Origin of the sequence: Deinococcus terrestris (assembly GCF_009377345.1) — a bacterium.
Lineage (GTDB): Bacteria > Deinococcota > Deinococci > Deinococcales > Deinococcaceae > Deinococcus > Deinococcus terrestris.
In genome coordinates, this window is the sequence record NZ_WBSL01000003.1 from 51,846 (window position 1) to 68,832 (window position 16,987).

Sequence of the window (16,987 nt, forward strand, 5' to 3'; positions counted from 1 at the left end):
CTCAGGCATGACCCCGCCCCGCGCCGCCAAGAAGCCCCTCACGCACGTCCTGCACGGCGAATCCCGCCCCGATGACTACCACTGGCTCAAGACCCAGGGCAAGGCCGACCCGGAGGTGCTGGGCTACCTGGAAGCCGAAAACGCGCACCTGGGCGCGGTGATGGCGCCGCTGCGGGAGACGCAGGAGACGGTCTACCGCGAACTCCTCTCCCACGTGCAGGAGGAAGACGACCAGCCTCCCGTCCCCGAGGGCGACTGGGAGTACTACACCCGCACCGAGGAGGGCCGGGCGCACCCCCTGTTCCTGCGCCGCCCGCGTGATGGGGGAGAGGCGCAACTCCTCCTCGACCTCAATGCGCTGAAGGAGCGCGAGGGCCACGCCAACGTCTGGGTGTACGTAACCCGCCCCAGCCCGGACGGAAGGTACTGGGCCTATTTGCTGGACACGACCGGGCAGGAGTTGTGGGAACTGCGGGTGCTGGACACGGCGACGGGCGAATTTGCAGAGACACCCCTGACCGACGTGAGCGGCTGGACCCTGGACTGGAGCGCGGATGGGCGCACCCTCTACTACGCCACCGAGGACGCCACCCAGCGCCCGGCCCGCATCTGGCGGCACACCCTGGGCCAGCCCCAGACCGCCGACGAGGAGCTGTGGCACGAGGCCGACCCCACCTTCAACGCCTGGGCGCACGTGGCCGAGAACGGCGAAACGCTGTTGCTGGGCGGCTCCGCGAACATGGCCGACGAGGTGGCGGTGCTCGACATCCGCGACCCCGCTGCCCGGTCCCAGGTTCTGCTGCCCCGCGAGCGCGGCGTGGAGTACAGAGTCACCGACGGCGGCGACCACTGGCTCGCGCTGACGAACCAGGGGGACGCGTCCGAGTTCCGGCTGGTGCGCCTCCCGAAAAAGGACGATCTGACCTGGGCCGACGCGGTGGATGTGCTGCCCCACGACCCCCAGCGGTACCTCACCGGCATGCACCTGTTCGCCGGGCACCTGCTCGTCTCCGGGCGCGAGGGGGGCTTTACCCGCCTGTGGGTGCTGCCGCGCACCGGGGAGGGCTACGGCCCCGCCCGCCGGGTGGAGTTCCCGGAGGCGAGCTACACCGTCCGCATCGGGGCCAACCACGTCTTTGAGACGGCCACAGCCCGCATCCTCTACGCCAGCCTGACCCGGCCCACCGAGCATCTGGACCTGAACCTGGACACGTTGGAGACGACGCTGGTGAAGGCCACGCCCATCCCGAACTACGCCCCGGCGGACTATGTGGCCGAACAGGTCTGGGTGGACGCCCCGGACGGCGAGCGGGTGCCCGTCAGCCTGGTGCGCCGCCGCGACACGGCGCTCCCCGCGCCCACGCTGCTGTACGGGTACGGCTCCTATGGGGCGTCCATGGACCCGGCCTTCAGCCTCTCGCGCCTGCCGCTGCTCGACCGGGGCTGGGTGTGGGCGGTCGCGCACATCCGGGGCGGCTCGGAGCTGGGGCGGCGCTGGTACGACGCGGGGCGCCTCTCGCACAAGATAAATACCTTCACCGACTTCATCGCGGCGGGCGAGGGCTTGAAGGCGGCGGGCATCGCGGACGACCTCGTGGCGATGGGGCGCAGCGCAGGGGGCCTGCTGATGGGCGCGGTCGTGAACCTGCGGCCCGACCTGTGGAAAGCCGCCTTCGTCGGTGTGCCCTTCGTGGACGTGCTCTCCACCATGCTCGACGACTCCATCCCCCTGACCACGGGCGAATACGACGAGTGGGGCAACCCCAACGAGCCGGGGGCCTACGCCACCATGCGCGAGTACAGCCCTTACGACAACCTGAAGCCGGGCGTGTACCCGCATCTCTTCGTCTCGACGGGCCTGAACGACCCCCGCGTCGCCTACTGGGAGCCCGCCAAGTACGTGGCCCGGTTGCGCGACCTGCGGCAGCCCGGCAGCGGTGTGCTGGTTCTCAAGACCAACCTGGGCGCCGGGCACGGCGGCTCCAGCAGCCGCTACGACGCGCTGAACGAAATGGCCGAGGAGTTCGCCTTCGCCCTCGCGGCGGTGGAGGGACGGCTGAACGTCGGGGAGGACGAGCAATAAAAAAGCCGCCTCTTCGGGCGGTGATGTAGAAAAGATAGCGCACTATGCAGTATGCGTCAAGGCTCACCGCCGGGAGAATGGGGCGGGTGGTGGGAGAACCTCGGCCCCTCCAGCCCGCTGCCCCAGGAGCCGTGAGGTAGGCTGTGCTTCTCCCCATTCCAACGCCCTATGCCGAGGCTGCCCCGCGGAGGTTTGCCCCCGGAGGTCGAGATGAAACGATTGGTGCTTGGCGTCAGCATCCTGCTGGCTGGCTCTCCTGCTTCGGCGCAATCCGACATTTGGTGGCTGGCCCCACCATTGGAGCTTGCCCAGCCCTTTCTCCTGTTCGCTCCCGAACTCCAACCCGCCTTGCAGGAGTTGAAACAACAACCTCCGACCCCTGCGCCGGTCCGCTGGGTGGTGCCCAAGCTGGCCCCCTTGACCGCCTCGGAAGACGCCCGCCTGAGTTTCACTCCCTCCCCTGAACGCCGTCAAAAGCTGCTGAACGCGGTGGTCGTGCGCTGGCGAGCCGTGAATCCCACCGCGGCCGACGACTTCCAGCAGGTGCTGCGCCGGGTGGACCTGTTCAAAGTGCTGGCAGACGACCTTGGGAAGGTCGGCCTCAGGGTGAACAACGTGGCCGACGCCTACGCCGCCTACTGGTTCAACGCCTGGGAAACCGTGAACGGCGTCCGCACTCCGGGGTCCAGAAAGCAGGCCCAGGCGGTGAAAGTGCAGGTGGCGCGGGCCATGCTCGCCTCCGGGGAGCTGGGCAGAGCGACCGAGGCCCAGAAGCAGGAGATGGCCGAAGAACTGCTGATTCAGGCGGTCACCATCAGCGCGGCGAATGAGGCGGTGCAGGGCGACCTCGACGCGCAGATCGCCCTGGCCGAGGCGGTGGACGCGGATGCCCAGCAGCGGGGCCTGGACCTGTCCCGGATGCGCTTGACCGACGCCGGGTTCGCTTTTCCGCAGTGACCCGGCCGCGCCCAGGTGGAACGCCCCCACTGCCGTCCCTGGCTCCTCTCGCGGCTGGAAGCAGACCAGGCCCTGCGCTCCGGCCCGGTGGACGCGGCGGCCTGGCTCGCCTTCGACACCGAATCCACCCGCGTGCTGCGGGCGGTGGTGACGCGAGAGGGCTGGCCGGGCCGCTCGCGGGTGGGGGAGGAGGGGGCGACGGCAGCCTTTTTGCTCGCGCAGCATTCGCCCGACCTGGCCTTTCAAAGGGAGGTGCTGGCGCGGCTGCATGCCCAGCCGCCCGGCGAGGCGGACCCGGCGCACGCCGCCTTCCTCCATGACCGCATCTGCATTCGCGAGGGCAGGCCGCAGCGCTACGGAACGCAGGTGGGGCCGGACGGCCAACCCTTTCCGCTGGAGCCGGGGGATGTAGACGCGCGGCGGGCGGGGGTGGGGTTGGAGCCGCTGGCGGAGTATCTGACTGGGTTCCGCCGCTGACTTACGCCCAGGTCAGCCCGACGTGCGCCTCTACCGTCCCCACCTCGCGCCCCGCCCAGTTCTGCAAGGTGGCCGGGGCGAGCGCCCGCATCTCCTCCGTCACGGGCACGCCCAGCGCTTCCAGCACCGCGAGGGCGACGTGGGGTCGCGCCCGCTCGCCGCCGTCCGCGATCTTGAAGGCCACGCCCAGCGGCCCGCGCGGGGTGTCGCGCAGCGCCATGCCGTAGAACGCCTCCGCGCCCATCTTCGCGGCGAGGCCGGGGACGAGGGGCATCAGCGTGGTGTCCAGTCGTCCGGGTCCGGCAATCAGGAAGGAGTGAGCGGTCATGGCGGCGAAGATGCGCTCCAGCGCCGGGGCCAGCTCCCCCTGCGGCGCCGCGAGCCGGGCAAAGATTCGCGCGGTGGCGTCCAGCGGCAACGCGAAGGCGGGGACGCTGCACCCGTCCGTCCCCGCCCGAACGTCGTCCACCCCCACCCCGCCGAGTTCGGCGTGCAGTTCCCGAATCCGCACCTGAAGCGGGTGCCCATGCTCCGCGTACCCCTCGCGCCGCCAGCCGTTGCGCTCGCAGGCCAGCAGCATCCCCGCGTGCTTGCCCGAGCAGTTGTGGTGCAGCGGCGTTGGCTTCTCGTTCCGGCGGGTCAGGTCGGCGGCGGCCTCCGGGTTAAAGGGGGGATGGGTGCCGCAACGCAGGTCGTTCACACTGCTCCCCGACCGCGCCAGCAACCGCTCCGCGACCGCCAGATGCTCCGGGGTTCCGGCGTGGCTGGCACACGCGATCGCCAGTTCGTCGTCCGGCAGCTCCGGCACCGCGAGTGCGAGGGGCAGCGCCTGCACCGGCTTGGAACTCGACCGGGGAAAGGTGACCAGCCCCGCGTCCCCGCACGAGGCGACCACCCACCCCTGGGCATCCACGACGGCGACATGGACGTGGTGAACGCTCTCGGGAACGCCCCCGCGCGTGAAGACGACCTGCCCCGCTTGCTGTGTCATGCGGCCCAGGCTAGCGCGGCTTGACTTCCTGCCGCCCGCCCCGTACTCTCTTCTCCGCTGGTCCGGTAGTGTAGCGGTTAGCATAACTGCCTGTCACGCAGTAGGTCGCGGGTTCAAATCCCGTCCGGACCGCCAGAAGAGGGGAGAGCGAGGTGCCACGGTGCCTCGCTCTTCTCTTGTGCTGCGCCCGATGTCCGGCCGCCGGGCTGCCAATTGCCGCCTGGACCCCTACCCCTCCGGGCGTTTCGCCGTATCATGCGCCCCGGTTTCGCACGGCGTCCGTTGAGCCCGCAGTCCGGACTCCGAACCCCGCGCACGGCGAGCCTACCTTACCCACGGAGGACGCCTGACTTGACTGCTGCCAACCCCTTTTCCACCGCCGACGCCGCCGAGCTGTACCAGGTTCCCAACTGGAGCGGCGGCTGGTTCCGCGTCTCTGACCGGGGCCAGATGGAAGTGACCCCCTCGCCGGGCCTGCACGCGCCCCTCCGCGCCATCGTGGACGAGATTGTCGAGCGCGGCGAGAGCCTCCCGGTGATCCTGCGCTTTCCGCAGGTCGTGGCGGGCCGCGTCAAGCACCTCAACGAGGCGTTTGGCAAGGCCATCGCGGAGTACGGCTATACCGGCCATTACCAGGGCGTCTTTCCCATCAAGGTGAACCAGCGCCGGGTCGTCGTAGAGTCGGTGGCCGCCGCCGGGTACGACTACGCGCACGGGCTGGAGGCGGGCAGCAAGGCCGAACTCGCGCTGTGCCTCGCGCAGCGGATGCATCCCGACGCCCTGCTGTGCTGCAACGGCTTCAAGGACGACGGCTTCATCAAGCTGGCCCTCTGGGGCCGCACCCTGGGCAAGAACGTGGTGATCACCCTGGAGAAGTACAGCGAACTCGACCGGGTGCTCAAGCAGGCCAAGGCGCTGGGCGTCAAGCCGATGGTGGGCGTGCGCTTCAAGCTGCATGCTCGCGGCTCCGGGCAGTGGGAGGAGTCGGGCGGCGACCAGGCCAAGTTCGGCCTGAACGCCTACGAGCTGCTGCGCGTGGTCGAGCGGCTGCGCGAGGAGGACATGCTCGATTCCCTCGTGATGCTGCACACCCACATCGGCTCGCAGATCACCGACATCCGCCGGGTCAAGGTCGCCGTGCGCGAGGCCACCCAGACCTACGCGGGCCTGATCGCGGCGGGGGCACAACTGAAGTACCTCAACGTGGGCGGCGGCCTGGGCGTGGACTACGACGGTTCCAAGACCACCTTCTACGCCTCCATGAACTACACCGTGGGCGAGTACGCCGCCGACGTGGTGTACACCGTGCAGGAGGTCTGCAAGGCCCGTGAGGTGCCCGAGCCGACCATCATCAGTGAATCGGGCCGGGCGCTGACCGCCCACCACGCGGTCCTCGTGATGCCCGTCGTGGACGTGACCGGTCCCACCCGCGACCTCGAAGAACTCGCCGCCCCCAACGAGGACAGCCACCAGATCATCAAGGACCTCGAAGAGATTCTGGTCAACATCTCGGCCCGCAACTACCGCGAGATGTACAACGACGCGGTGGGCGACAAGCAGACGCTGCACAACCTCTTTGACCTGGGCTACGTGACCCTGGACGACCGCGCGAGGGGCGAGGCCCTCTTCAACGCGATTCTCCGCAAGATCGCCAAGCTGATCCAGGGCGAGAAGTACGTCCCCGACGAGCTGGAAGACCTTCAGAAGGTGCTGGCCGACAAGTACATCTGCAACTTCTCGCTGTTTCAGAGCCTGCCCGACAACTGGGCGATTCAGGCGCTGTTCCCGATTGTGCCGCTGGACCGCCTGAACGAGCGCCCCACTCGGCAGGGGACCATCGTGGACATCACCTGCGACTCGGACGGCAAGATCGAGAAGTTCATCGACCTGCGCGACGTGAAGGCCACCCTGCCGCTGCACGAGCCGGGCGAGCGGCCCTACTACCTGGGTGCCTTCCTGATGGGCGCCTATCAGGACGTGCTGGGCAGCTCGCACAACCTCTTCGGCAAGGTCAGCGAGGCGCACGTGACGGTGCGGCCCGGCGGCAAGTACCACATTGACCTCTTCGTGCGCGGGCAGAAGGCGCGGCGCATGATCGAGTCGATGGGCTACGAGGAAGTCATGCTGCGTGACTCCATCGAGGATCAGGCCGACGCCGCCCTCAAGGTGGGCACCCTGCCCCCCGGCCAGGAGCAGGAGCTGCTGGAGGACTACGGCGAGGAGCTGCTGGGGTACACGTATCTGGAGTACGAGGAAGGCTGAGCGCGGTGGAGGTCCCCGGCCTCTCTCTGCCTGATCTGCCCGGCGCCGCCCGGCTCACGCTTCCCCCACGAGAGGACACACCGAGGGACGTGACGCTGGGCGGCTACCTGTGGCGTCACCCCGGCCCGGCCCCCGCCGCCCTGCTGCTGCACGGCTGGGGGCAGGACGCCTCCGACATGGCGACCCCGGCCCGGCTGCTGCACGCGGCGGGCTGGCACGCCCTGAGCCTCTCGCTGCGCGGCTGGCGCGGGTCGGGCGGGTGCGACGACTACGGGCGCAGCGGGCCGGGCGACCTCGGGCGGGTGCTGGCGTGGCTGGAGGCTCAGCCGTGGGTGAACCGGACGGCGGTGCTGGGGCTGTCGCTGGGGGGCCTCGTCGCGCTGCTGGCCTCGGCGCAGGGCCACCGGGCGGGGCGCACCGTGGCGGTCAACCCGCCCGCCGACCTGCGTGGGGTGTACGCGGGCACGAGTTCGGGCATCCTGCGCCGCTACTACGACGCGGTCCTGACCCCGGAGCAGTGGGTGGACGGCTCACCCCTCACGCACGCCGGGCACATCGGCGGGCCGACCTGGGTGGTGATCGGCCCCGAGGACCGCATCTGCCCGCCGGAGCTGGGGCGTGAGTTTGCCAGCGCTTCCGGTTCTGAACTGCTGGAGGTCGCCGGAATGGGCCACGTTCCGGACGGGGAACAGTGGGGGCGGGTGGTGGGGGAGACGCTCGGGCCGTTCTGACCCCCCCGCCCGCGCTACCCTGTCCCCCATATGTCTGACGCTCTGCTCACGCTGGAAATCGAGAAACTGGTCGCCGGAGGGCTGGGGCTGTCCCGCGACGAGTCCGGCGTGGTGCTGGTGCGCGGTGCCCTGCCCGGCGAACGGGTGGAGGCCGAGGTCCGCGTGGGCCGGGGCGTGCGCCAGGGCGTGACCCGCCGGGTGCTGACCCCCAGCCCCGACCGGGTGGACGCGCCGGACCTCCCCACCGTGGACCTCGCGCACGCCTCCTACCCGGCGCAACTGCGCTACAAGCGCGGCTTCGTGGAAGAGGCCCTGACCCGCATCGCCAAGCTGCGGCACCCGGTGGGGGAGACGGTGCCCAGCCCCCGCGAGTGGCGCTACCGCAACACGGCGCAGTACCTCGTGACCCCGGCAGGCCTCGCCTACCGCGAGCGCCGGGGCCGCGATCCCCAGCCCGTCGGCCAGGACCCCCTCGTCATGGAGGCCATCCAGACGGTGATGGACCGCTTGGACCCCGAGCAGCTCGACCCCGCCACCGAGGTCGCCTTCCGCGCCAGCCGCCGGACGGGGGAAGTGGTCGCCGCCCTGATCGGGGCGGGCGAGCCGCGCGTGTTCCTGCGGGCCTCCGATCACCTGATGGACGCGGGGGTGGTGGGCGTGAGCCTCGCGGAACCCGCCGGGCGGCGCTTCGGGGCGGGCGTGCGCTTGATCGCGGGCGAGTCCGAGGTGCAGGAGGAGTTCGGGCGGGTGCAGGTCGGCGTGACCGCGACCGGCTTCGCGCAGGTCAACCCGGAGGCGGCGGGACTGGCTTACCTCCGCGCGGCGGAGCTGGCCGGGGAGGGCACGCACGCGGTGGACCTCTACGGCGGCTCGGGGGCCATCGGGCGGCACCTCTCGCCCAAGTTCACCCGCGTGACCGTGCTGGACTCCGCACCCGAGGCGCTGGCGCGGGGGCGGCAGGCGGCGGCCCTGAGCGGTGAGCGCAATGTCACCTACCGAAGCGGCGACGCGGCCCGCTTCAGTGAGATCGGCGTGGACGTGATCGTGGTGGACCCGCCCCGCGCCGGGCTGGAGGCGGAAGCCCGCGAGCACATCCAGGCCAGCACCGCCGACCGCCTGGTGTACGTGAGCTGCGACCCCGCGACCTGGGCGCGGGACGTGGGCGACTTCGTGCGCCGGGGCTGGAAGCTGGGGTCCGTCACGCCCCACGACTTCTACCCCCAGACCAGCCACGTGGAAGTCGTGAGCGTGCTGGAGCGGTAGGCCGTGCCCCGCGCCTTCCTGCTGCTCCTGTCCCTTTGCCTGACCGCCTGCCAGGACCGCGAGGTCCGCGACGAGGTGACCCGCCTGGAAGCCCGCGTGACCGAGCTGGAGGCGCGGGTGGAGGCCCTGGCCGCTGCTCCGTCCGTTCCGCCAGACGCCGCCGCCACTGTGCAACAGGCCGCCGCGACCCACTGCGCTAATGACCTCTCGCGCACCCTGGAACTGACCCGGCAGGAGCGGGGCGGGTACCCCACGCAGGACGCGCTCGCGGTGCCGGGGTCCTGCCAGGGGTTCCGGGTGACCTGGGAGCGCCTCACCTCGCAGGGGTACGCCTTCCGGGTGCTGGACGGGTCCGGGCAGGCGCTGGCGTCGGGGGCCGGGGAGTAGGCTGGCCCATGCACTTCCTCGTTCCCCTGTCCTTTGACGACCCCCGCGCCGCTCGGCTGATGACCGCCCAGCAGCGCGAGTTGCGGACCATCTACGGCGACACCGACGAACGCACCGAACCCTTCGACCCCGCCGTCCTCGCGGGCGAGGGGAGCGTGCTGCTGGGGGTGGAGGAGGGCGGCGAGCTGCTCGCCTGCGGTGCCCTCAAGCGCCTGGACCCACAGAGTGCCGAGGTCAAACGCATGTATACGGTCCCGGAGGCGCGGGGCCGGGGACTGGGGCGGCAGGTGTTGGCGGGGCTGATTGAGAGGGGGCGGACGCTGGGTTACACGCGCCTCGTGCTGGAAACCGGCGACCGCCAGGCCGAGGCCCTGCACCTCTACGAGTCGGCGGGCTTCCGGCGCATTCCCAACTATGGCTATTACGTGGGCATGGAGGGGAGCCTGTGCTACGCGCTGGACCTGATCGCTGAGAGCTGATGGCTGATAGCCTCCCCCCCATGGGTGACATCGTGGTGGTGGGCGCGGGCCTCGCCGGGCTGACGGCGGCGCGGGTGCTGACGCGGGCGGGGCGGCGGGTGCGAGTGCTGGAAGCGGGGGAGCACGTCGGCGGGCGGGTGGCGAGCCGGGTGGTGGACGGGTACACGCTGGACGCGGGCTATCAGGTGCTGTTCCCGGCGTATCCGGCGCTGCGGCGCAATGTGGACCTCGCGGCGCTGGACCTCGTGCCTATCGCCCCGGCGGGCGTGGTGCGGCGCGGGGAGCGGGCAGACGTGGTGGGCGACCCCCGCCGCGACCTCGCCAGCCTGTCCTCCACCCTGACGACGAACGCCCTGACCCTGGCGGACAAGGCGCGGGTGGCCCGCCTCGCCGCGCGGCTGGCGCTGCCCGCCCCCCACACCCTGCTGGTCGGACGCGACGAGACGACCGAGAGCTACCTGCGTCGCCAGGGCTTCAGCGAGCGGGCGCTGACCAACTTCTTCCGGCCCTTTTTCGGGGGCATCTTTCTGCGGCGCGACCTGCACACGAGTGCGCGGCTCTTTCGCTATTACTTTCGGATGCTGCTGGACGGGGGCGCGGCCCTGCCCCGCGCGGGTGTGGGCGAGTTGCCCCGGCAGCTCGCGGCGGGGCTGGACGTGACGACCGGGGTGCGGGTGACCGCGCTGCGGCCCCGGCCGGGGGGCGTGACCCTGGTGACGAGCGCGGGGGAACTGGACGCGGGCAACGTCCTCGTGGCGACCGACGCGGACACCGCCGCTGCCCTGACCGGCGAACCGCTCTCGCGCGGGCGGCTGGGCAGCACCTATTTGCATTACGCCTCCGCCACCCGGCTGGACCCCCAGCCCCGGCTGCTGCTGAACGCCGAGGAGGGGCTGGTCAACAACGCCCAGTGGGTCAGCGAGGCGATTCCGGAGCGGGCACCCGCCGGGGGCCACCTCCTGACCGTGACGGTGCTGGGCGTGCCCGAGCTGGACGACGCCGCCCTCGACGCCCGCGTGCGCGGCGAGCTGAGCCGCTGGTACGGGGCGGGAGCGGCGGAGTTGCGAACGCTGCACACCGAACGCATCCCCTTCGCCCAGTTCCCCCAGCCGCCCGAGTACGCCGCGACCCTGGCGGGGCACGCGACCGGGCTGCCCGGCGTGCTGCTCGCCTCCGAGATCACGTCCATGAGCAGCGTTCAGGGGGCGATGGAAAGCGGCGAGAAGGCGGCGGCCATCCTGCTGGGCGACCCGGTGGGCATGAGCCGTCCGCGCGGGGCGTAGGGGACGGGAACAGCGGGCCGGTATGCTCCTGCCATGTCCGCCGCCATTCCCGATCACCTCGTCGTCGCCGCCCGCACGCTGGAAGAGGGCCGGGCGTGGCTGGAAGGTCGCCTGGGGGTACCCACGCAGCCCGGCGGCGAGCACGCCCTCTTCGGCACCCACAACGCGCTGCTGTCGCTGGGGCCGGACCTCTATCTGGAGGTGATCGCCGTGAACCCGGCGGCTCCCGCCCCCACCCGCCCACGCTGGTTCGGGCTGGACACGCCGGACCTCCGGGAGCGGCTGGAGGATGGCCCGGTCCTGATTCACTGGGTGGCCCGCGTGCCGGACCTGCCGGGGGTCCACCTCTCCCAGCATGGCGAGGCGCTGGAGCTGTCGCGCGGCGAGAACCGCTGGACGCTGACGGTGCCCCCGGACGGCTCGCTGCCGGGGGGCGGGGTCGTCCCTAGCCTGATCGAGTGGCACACGCCGCCCCCTTCAACGCGCCTGCCCGACGCCGGGGTGCGCCTGCTGACCTTGCGCCTCGGCACCCCCGACCCCGACGCCCTCCGCGCCCGGCTGGACGCCCTGCCCCTTGCGGGCGACGTGGAGGTCTACGAGGCCCCGCAACCCGAGCTGTCCGCGATGCTGGAGACGCCGGAGGGCATGGTCACCTTGTGACCCTCCCACCGCCTGACGAGTCGTGGTACGTCCGGCTCCCGGACCTTCCCGAGCGTGCCAGCGTGGGCGCGGTCGTGCTGCGGCGCGGCGGGGAGGAGTGGCAGGTGGCCGTCGTCGTGGAGCCGGGCGACTACCGCCAGCTTCCGAAAGGCGGTCTGGAACCCGGCGAGACGCACGAGGAGGCTCTGCACCGCGAACTGCGCGAGGAAGCGGGGCTGACGCGGGTGCGGCTGGTGGCCAACCTCGGTGTGCTGGAGCGGCAGAACTATGCCAGGACGCGCTGGCAGGTCACCCGCTACTTTCTCGGCATTACCGATGAAGTCGGCGGGCCGCCGCTGGAGCCCGGCTTCCGGCTCGAATGGTACGCCCTAAACGCGGTGCCGCCCCTCTTCTGGCCGGAGCAGGGGGAGTTGGTGGAGCGGGTCCGTCAGGGGGCAGAGCGCGGGGAGTATCCGCCCGGCTGAGGCCGCTTGCGGTGCAGCCACGCCGCCGCGACCAGCCCCGCCACGAAGCCGAACAGGTGCGCCTCCCACGACACGAGCGGATTGGTGGGCAGCACGCCCCACAGCACCCCACCGTACAGGAAAAGCGCCAGCAGCGCCGCCAGAATTGCCCCCGGCGTCCGCTCCCACCAGCCCACCCCCAGCAGGTAGGCGAGGTACCCGAACACCAGCAGGCTGGCCCCCAGGTGCAGGCTCCCGCCCCGGCCCAGCAGCCACACCAGCCCGCCCCCCAGAACGATAATCACGGCGTTCGCCGCCAGGAAGCGCCCCACCCCGCGCAGCGCCCCCATAAAGGCCAGCACCGCCAGCGGCCCGGTGTTGGCGATCAGGTGCCCGAAGCCCCCGTGCAAGAAGGGCGCGGCCAGCACGTTCTCCACCCGGGCAGGGTCACGTGGGACGATGCCGTACAGGTCCAGCCGTCCCCCGAACGCGAACTGGTCCACGATTTCCTGCGCCCAGACCCCACCCACCAGCAGCGCGGTCAACAGCAGGGCCGCCCCCACCGGGGAGCGGGAACGGCGCGGGGGCGGGGGAGGGGAGCGCATGGCCCCAGTCTGCCGCAGGGGTGTGAGGAGTGCGGTTAGCCCGTGACCCGCCCCCGAAGCGCCCCCTTCTCCTGCAAATATTCCGCGATCTGCACGGCGTTGAGCGCCGCGCCCTTGAGCAGTTGGTCGCCCGCCACGAAGAGGTCCAGTCCGCCCTCAAAGACCAGCGAGGAGCGGATGCGGCCCACCTCCACGTCGTACTTGCCCGTCGCGGTCAGGGGCATGGGGTAGAGCTTGCCCGCCGGGTCGTCGCGGACCTCCACGCCCGCCGCCGCCCGCAGAAGCTCGCGGGCCTGCTCGGGGGTCGCCGGGCGCTCCAGCTCCAGCGTGATCGCCTCGGCATGGGTGCGCAGGGTGGGGATACGGACGGCGGTGCAACTGATCGCCAGCGACTCGTCTCCCAGAATCTTGCGCGTTTCCCAGACCACCTTCATCTCCTCGCGGGTGTAGCCGTTGTCCCCGAAGGAGTCGATGTGCGGGATGACGTTGAAGGGGATGGGGTGCGCGAAGACCTCGGCCCCGGCCTCCTTGCCGTGCAGGACCATATGGGTCTGGGTCAGCAGTTCCTCCATGCCCTTTTGCCCGGCCCCGCTGGTGGCCTGGTACGTCGAGACGATCATGCGGCGCACGCCGAAGGCCCGGTGCAGCGGCGCGACCGCCACCGCCGCGATGGCGGTGGTGCAGTTGGGGTTGGCGATGATGCCCCGGTGCGAGAGGGCCGCCTCCCCGTTGACCTCGGGGACTACGAGGGGCACCTCCGGGTCATAGCGGAAGGCGCTGGAGTTGTCGATCACGACCGCGCCGCCCGCCACCCACGCCGGGGCAAGCGCCTTGCTGATAGACCCGCCCGCCGAGGCCAGGATCACGTCGGCGTCGATGGCCCCTTCCGGAGTCGCCTGCACGGTGATCTCGCGCCCTGCGAAAGAGAGGGTGCTGCCCGCCGAGCGCGGGCTGGCGTACAGCTGCAACTCATCAAGCTTCAGCGTGCTCTTTTCCAGCACCCGCAGAAGTTCGTGGCCGACCGCTCCGGTGGCTCCCACAATGGCGACGCGCATAGGTCCTCCTCCAAAGAAAAACTCCGCCTCGCGGGGGGGCGCGGGCGGCGGGAACACGGGGGGCCGCCCTCAGGGGGTCCGGGGGGTGGGGCGGCACATGGGCGCAAGGTACCCGCCGGGGGGCGGGGGGTCAAGCGGGGGCAGGACACCTGCCCGGCGCGGGGCTGCGCTATGCTGCCCGCATCGCCAAGATCAAGGCCGGGCGCGGGTGCCCAGGAGGGGTCCCGCCCGGAGACGGGAGCCCCGGTATGCCCGCCAGGATTCGTATCTACGGTCAGGAAGCCACCTTCACCCAGGGCTGCTGGGCTTGCGACGACGAGACGTTGCAGGCCATGTTGCAGGCCCTCGCCGACCCCCGCGCCACCAGCCACGAGGCCGAACTCAAGCACGCCCGCTACGCCGCAGGCCGCTTCGGGGGGTTGGTCGCCGTGGGGGACCTCTGGGAGGCCGCGCCCCTCCCCGAGCCCGAGATCCGCATGGAGGACATCGCCCCGGCCGGGCGACCGCAGGCCGCCGGGTGGCTGTCCTTTCTGCGCAAACGCCGTTAGCGCTGGGCTTAAGTCTTATCCCCCAGCCGCCGCTCGTTGCCCGCCCGCAGCCGGGTGATGTTCTCGCGGTGCTGCCAGACCATCAGCGCGACGAGCGCCGTCACGATGAGGCTCAACCACAGCGGCTGCCCCGTGACCCAGGCGACCAGCGCCGCCGTCACGCCGCCCAGAATGCTTCCGGCCGACACCAGCCGGGTCAGGGCAACGGTCAGCAGCCCGATCACGGCCATGCCCAGCCCGGCGGCGGGCGAGAGGACCACCAGCGTGCCGAAGGTGGTCGCCACCCCCTTGCCGCCCCGGAACCCCAGAAAGGGGCTGAAGTTGTGCCCGATCACGGCGGCGGCCCCGCACAGGGCCGCCTGCGGGTCGTCCAGGCCCGCTGCCCGCCCGAGCAGCACGGCGAGCGCCCCCTTCACGATGTCGAAGACGGCGACGGCGATCGCCGGTCCCTTGCCCACCGAGCGCAGCACGTTGGTGGCGCCGCTGTTGCCGCTGCCCACCCGGCGAATGTCGATGCCGCGGGCGCGGGCGACCCAGGCGGCGGCGGGAATGGACCCCAGCAGGTAGGACAGAGCCAGGAGCGGCACGAACAGCAGCGGGTTCACGGGCGGATCACTCCCCGATTCTACGGGGCCACCCGTCAGGGCACCCGTTCGGGGGCAGGTCCTGCCCCGGGTCAGGGCCGCGAGTCTCAAGGCCGCGTCACGTTCGCGGGGGGAGCCTTCACGCGGGCGCCGGGGCCAGCCGCTAGGGTGCGGGGCGTGTCGTCTGTGCCGCCGCCCCCACCCTCCTCCGAGCCCGCGCGGCTGGCCGCGCTGACCCGCTACCGCGTGCTGGGCACGCCGCCCGAGGCGTCTTTCAACCGCGTCACCCGGCTGGCCGCGCAGGTGCTGGGGGTGCCGCTGGCCGCCGTCAATCTGGTCGGCGAGGACCACCAGTGGACCAAGGCCTGCCTGGGCGGGGACGTGACCGCGACGGCCCTGGACGGGTCCTTTTGCGTCTGGGCTGTGCGGCAAGAGGGGGCGGTGCTGGTGGTCCCCGACGCCCGGCAGGACCCCCGCTTCCGCGACTTTCCCAGCGTGCGGTCGGGCGTGGTCGTCGCCTATGCGGGTGCTCCCCTCGTGACCCCGGACGGCCACCGCATCGGCACCCTGTGTGTGACCGCGCCGGAGCCGCGCGATTTCACCCCTGCCGAGCAAGAGACGCTGGAACTGCTGGCCGAGATGGTCGTGGACGAACTCGAACTGCGGCTGCGCACCGAGGAACTCACCCGCGCCCGTGACCACGCCCACACCCTGCGCGACCTCGCCGAGCTGATGGGCGAGCCGCTGGGTCCCGGCGAGATGGCGCGGCGGGCGCTGCGGCTGCTGGGGGGCGCGATGCGGCTGGACTGGGCCGGACTGCTGCACCTCTCCGAGCAGGCGTCGGAGGTCCTGAGCGACCTCGCCTCGGCCCCCGCCGCCCGCTTCGGCGCCGAGGTGCGCTGGCGGCTGCTGGACCCGGCGGGCGGGCTGCGGGCCACCCTGCTGAGCTGGGAGCGGGTCTTTCTGGACGACGCGGCGGCTGTCACGGAACGCTGCCCCGAACTGCTGGGCACCGGTCTGGCGAGCCTTGCCTGGCTGCACGTGCAGGTCGAGGAGGAGGGCCACGCGCCGGACGGGGCCTACGTGCTGCTGCTCGCGCGGCTGGGCGAACCCGCCGCCTGGTTGCCGGAGGAACGCCTGCTGCTCGAAGCCGCCGCCCGCAGTGTGGGCGTGGCGCTGGAGCGGGCCGAGCACCTGCAAGCCCTGGAACGCGCGGCCCTGACCGACGCCCTGACCGGGCTGGGCAACCGCCGGGCGCTCGACGACGCCCTCGACGACGCCGACGCCCGGTTCGCAGACACCGGCGAGGGCTACGTGCTGGGCGTGGTGGACCTCGACGGCATGAAGCGGGTCAACGACGAGCGCGGGCACGCCAGCGGCGACGACCTGCTGCGCGAGTTCGCCCTGGGACTGCCTGCCCCCGGCCTGCACGTCTACCGCCTCGGCGGCGACGAGTACGCGCTGCTCGCCCCAGTAGCTCCCGGCGAGGACCCCCGAGAGCGCGCCGAGCTGCTCCGCCGCCAGGTTCAGGAGGCGGTGGCGCGGGTGCAGGAGCAGGGCTACCCGGCGGACGCCTCGCTGGGAGTGGCGGCGGTGCCGGGCGACGCGGGGGGCGCCACGGCCGCCCTGCGCCGCGCCGACGCCTGCATGTACGCGGACAAACGCGAGCGAGGCACCGGGCGGGACACCCGCCGGGACGAATCCGCCGAGCACCCGCTACCCTGCGAGGCATGACGGTCACGCTGCTCGATCACGTCGCCATCGCCACCCCTGACCTGGAGACCGGGAGTGCCCCATACCTCGCCCTGGGCCTCGCCCCAGAGGGTCCCGACGAGGAGGTGCCCTCGCAGGGCGTCCGCGTCCGCGCCTTCGTGGTGGGCGCGACCCTGATCGAGCTGCTGGCCCCCACCCGCCCCGACAGCCCCATCGCCGCCTTTCTGGAAAAGCGCGGCCCCGGCCTGCACCACACCGCCTACCGAGTCGCGGACCTTGACGCCGAGATGGCCCGGCTGCGCGGCGAGGGCGCCCGCTTCCTCTCCGAGGCGCCCTCGCCGGGCCGGGCCGGAACCCGCGTCGCTTTCCTCCACCCGAAATGGGGCGCGGGCACCCTGATCGAACTCGTGGAGCACCCGGCGGCAGGCCCGGCCCATTGAGCCGCCCGGCCCGGCCCGGCTGGTGG

Annotated in this window: 18 protein-coding genes and 1 tRNA gene; 15 read left to right on the plus strand and 4 right to left on the minus strand. The window is 71.7% G+C overall.

Annotation, left to right across the window (positions count from 1 at the left end; translation table 11 throughout):
* Positions 1 to 7: 7 nt before the first annotated feature.
* The 3 genes from F8S09_RS08620 to F8S09_RS08630 all read left to right on the plus strand — a co-directional run bounded on the left by F8S09_RS08620 (position 8) and on the right by F8S09_RS08630 (position 3,517).
* Complete coding sequence (locus F8S09_RS08620; protein WP_152871098.1) at positions 8 to 2,083, plus strand: S9 family peptidase; 2,076 nt, start codon at positions 8 to 10, stop codon at positions 2,081 to 2,083.
* Positions 2,084 to 2,293: 210 nt separating this feature from the next.
* Positions 2,294 to 3,040, plus strand: coding sequence for a DUF6683 family protein (locus F8S09_RS08625; protein ID WP_152871099.1), 747 nt, complete (start codon positions 2,294 to 2,296; stop codon positions 3,038 to 3,040).
* A gap of 15 nt (positions 3,041 to 3,055) precedes the next feature.
* Positions 3,056 to 3,517 (plus strand): DUF6624 domain-containing protein, encoded by a 462-nt coding sequence (locus F8S09_RS08630; protein WP_152871100.1) that lies wholly within the window; start codon positions 3,056 to 3,058, stop codon positions 3,515 to 3,517.
* A 1-nt stretch (position 3,518) separates the two neighbouring features.
* Here F8S09_RS08630 and F8S09_RS08635 read toward each other — a convergent pair whose 3' ends face one another.
* Positions 3,519 to 4,508 (minus strand): asparaginase, encoded by a 990-nt coding sequence (locus tag F8S09_RS08635; protein ID WP_152871101.1) that lies wholly within the window; start codon positions 4,506 to 4,508, stop codon positions 3,519 to 3,521.
* A 59-nt stretch (positions 4,509 to 4,567) separates the two neighbouring features.
* Here F8S09_RS08635 and F8S09_RS08640 point away from each other — a divergent pair.
* The 9 genes from F8S09_RS08640 to F8S09_RS08680 all read left to right on the plus strand — a co-directional run bounded on the left by F8S09_RS08640 (position 4,568) and on the right by F8S09_RS08680 (position 12,037).
* Positions 4,568 to 4,643, plus strand: a tRNA-Asp gene (locus tag F8S09_RS08640).
* A gap of 216 nt (positions 4,644 to 4,859) precedes the next feature.
* The gene (gene speA / locus F8S09_RS08645; protein WP_194165283.1) at positions 4,860 to 6,770 is read left to right on the plus strand and encodes a biosynthetic arginine decarboxylase; all 1,911 of its coding nucleotides are present in this window, start codon (positions 4,860 to 4,862) and stop codon (positions 6,768 to 6,770) included.
* A 5-nt stretch (positions 6,771 to 6,775) separates the two neighbouring features.
* On the plus strand, positions 6,776 to 7,501 hold the full coding sequence (locus tag F8S09_RS08650; RefSeq protein WP_322618670.1) for an alpha/beta hydrolase family protein: 726 nt from the start codon (positions 6,776 to 6,778) through the stop codon (positions 7,499 to 7,501).
* Between the two features lie 30 nt (positions 7,502 to 7,531).
* The gene (locus tag F8S09_RS08655) at positions 7,532 to 8,764 is read left to right on the plus strand and encodes a class I SAM-dependent RNA methyltransferase (protein WP_152871104.1); all 1,233 of its coding nucleotides are present in this window, start codon (positions 7,532 to 7,534) and stop codon (positions 8,762 to 8,764) included.
* Between the two features lie 3 nt (positions 8,765 to 8,767).
* Positions 8,768 to 9,151 carry a hypothetical protein gene (locus F8S09_RS08660; protein ID WP_152871105.1) on the plus strand — a complete coding sequence of 128 codons (384 nt, stop codon included), beginning with the start codon at positions 8,768 to 8,770 and terminating at the stop codon, positions 9,149 to 9,151.
* Between the two features lie 8 nt (positions 9,152 to 9,159).
* A complete protein-coding gene (locus F8S09_RS08665; RefSeq protein WP_152871106.1) occupies positions 9,160 to 9,630 on the plus strand; it encodes a GNAT family N-acetyltransferase in 471 nt (156 codons plus the stop codon).
* A 20-nt stretch (positions 9,631 to 9,650) separates the two neighbouring features.
* Complete coding sequence (locus F8S09_RS08670; protein ID WP_152871107.1) at positions 9,651 to 10,913, plus strand: NAD(P)/FAD-dependent oxidoreductase; 1,263 nt, start codon at positions 9,651 to 9,653, stop codon at positions 10,911 to 10,913.
* Positions 10,914 to 10,946: 33 nt separating this feature from the next.
* Positions 10,947 to 11,573 (plus strand): VOC family protein, encoded by a 627-nt coding sequence (locus F8S09_RS08675; protein ID WP_152871108.1) that lies wholly within the window; start codon positions 10,947 to 10,949, stop codon positions 11,571 to 11,573.
* Positions 11,570 to 12,037: an NUDIX domain-containing protein gene (locus F8S09_RS08680; protein ID WP_152871109.1), complete on the plus strand. Its 468-nt coding sequence runs from the start codon at positions 11,570 to 11,572 to the stop codon at positions 12,035 to 12,037. The genes F8S09_RS08675 and F8S09_RS08680 overlap by 4 nt, the downstream gene beginning before the upstream one ends.
* Here the strand turns inward: F8S09_RS08680 and F8S09_RS08685 are convergent.
* Together F8S09_RS08685 and F8S09_RS08690 are read right to left on the minus strand one after the other, a co-directional pair.
* The gene (locus tag F8S09_RS08685) at positions 12,001 to 12,621 is read right to left on the minus strand and encodes a rhomboid family intramembrane serine protease (protein WP_152871110.1); all 621 of its coding nucleotides are present in this window, start codon (positions 12,619 to 12,621) and stop codon (positions 12,001 to 12,003) included. The two genes, F8S09_RS08680 and F8S09_RS08685, sit on opposite strands and share 37 nt — an antisense overlap.
* Before the next feature lie 35 nt (positions 12,622 to 12,656).
* Complete coding sequence (locus F8S09_RS08690) at positions 12,657 to 13,676, minus strand: aspartate-semialdehyde dehydrogenase (protein ID WP_152871111.1); 1,020 nt, start codon at positions 13,674 to 13,676, stop codon at positions 12,657 to 12,659.
* A gap of 248 nt (positions 13,677 to 13,924) precedes the next feature.
* Here F8S09_RS08690 and F8S09_RS08695 point away from each other — a divergent pair, with 248 nt between their 5' ends.
* Complete coding sequence (locus F8S09_RS08695; protein WP_152871112.1) at positions 13,925 to 14,224, plus strand: hypothetical protein; 300 nt, start codon at positions 13,925 to 13,927, stop codon at positions 14,222 to 14,224.
* A gap of 8 nt (positions 14,225 to 14,232) precedes the next feature.
* On the opposite strand, the gene plsY is transcribed toward F8S09_RS08695, so the two are convergent.
* Positions 14,233 to 14,820, minus strand: a complete 588-nt coding sequence (gene plsY, locus F8S09_RS08700; protein WP_152871318.1) for a glycerol-3-phosphate 1-O-acyltransferase PlsY — start codon at positions 14,818 to 14,820, stop codon at positions 14,233 to 14,235.
* Between the two features lie 165 nt (positions 14,821 to 14,985).
* Here plsY and F8S09_RS08705 point away from each other — a divergent pair, with 165 nt between their 5' ends.
* Positions 14,986 to 16,542, plus strand: coding sequence for a sensor domain-containing diguanylate cyclase (locus F8S09_RS08705; RefSeq protein ID WP_152871113.1), 1,557 nt, complete (start codon positions 14,986 to 14,988; stop codon positions 16,540 to 16,542).
* Complete coding sequence (locus tag F8S09_RS08710) at positions 16,539 to 16,961, plus strand: VOC family protein (protein WP_152871114.1); 423 nt, start codon at positions 16,539 to 16,541, stop codon at positions 16,959 to 16,961. Before F8S09_RS08705 ends, F8S09_RS08710 begins: the two co-directional genes overlap by 4 nt.
* Positions 16,962 to 16,987: the final 26 nt, after the last annotated feature.

Bases quoted from the DNA above. Each gene is read 5' to 3' on its own strand.
- F8S09_RS08620 (WP_152871098.1), top strand. From the start codon at position 8: ATGACCCCGCCCCGCGCCGCCAAGAAGCCCCTCACGCACGTCCTGCAC.
- F8S09_RS08625 (WP_152871099.1), top strand. From the start codon at position 2,294: ATGAAACGATTGGTGCTTGGCGTCAGCATCCTGCTGGCTGGCTCTCCT.
- F8S09_RS08635 (WP_152871101.1), bottom strand. From the start codon at position 4,508: ATGACACAGCAAGCGGGGCAGGTCGTCTTCACGCGCGGGGGCGTTCCC.
- F8S09_RS08655 (WP_152871104.1), top strand. From the start codon at position 7,532: ATGTCTGACGCTCTGCTCACGCTGGAAATCGAGAAACTGGTCGCCGGA.
- F8S09_RS08665 (WP_152871106.1), top strand. From the start codon at position 9,160: ATGCACTTCCTCGTTCCCCTGTCCTTTGACGACCCCCGCGCCGCTCGG.
- F8S09_RS08670 (WP_152871107.1), top strand. From the start codon at position 9,651: ATGGGTGACATCGTGGTGGTGGGCGCGGGCCTCGCCGGGCTGACGGCG.
- F8S09_RS08675 (WP_152871108.1), top strand. From the start codon at position 10,947: ATGTCCGCCGCCATTCCCGATCACCTCGTCGTCGCCGCCCGCACGCTG.
- F8S09_RS08685 (WP_152871110.1), bottom strand. From the start codon at position 12,621: ATGCGCTCCCCTCCCCCGCCCCCGCGCCGTTCCCGCTCCCCGGTGGGG.
- F8S09_RS08690 (WP_152871111.1), bottom strand. From the start codon at position 13,676: ATGCGCGTCGCCATTGTGGGAGCCACCGGAGCGGTCGGCCACGAACTT.
- F8S09_RS08695 (WP_152871112.1), top strand. From the start codon at position 13,925: ATGCCCGCCAGGATTCGTATCTACGGTCAGGAAGCCACCTTCACCCAG.
- F8S09_RS08710 (WP_152871114.1), top strand. From the start codon at position 16,539: ATGACGGTCACGCTGCTCGATCACGTCGCCATCGCCACCCCTGACCTG.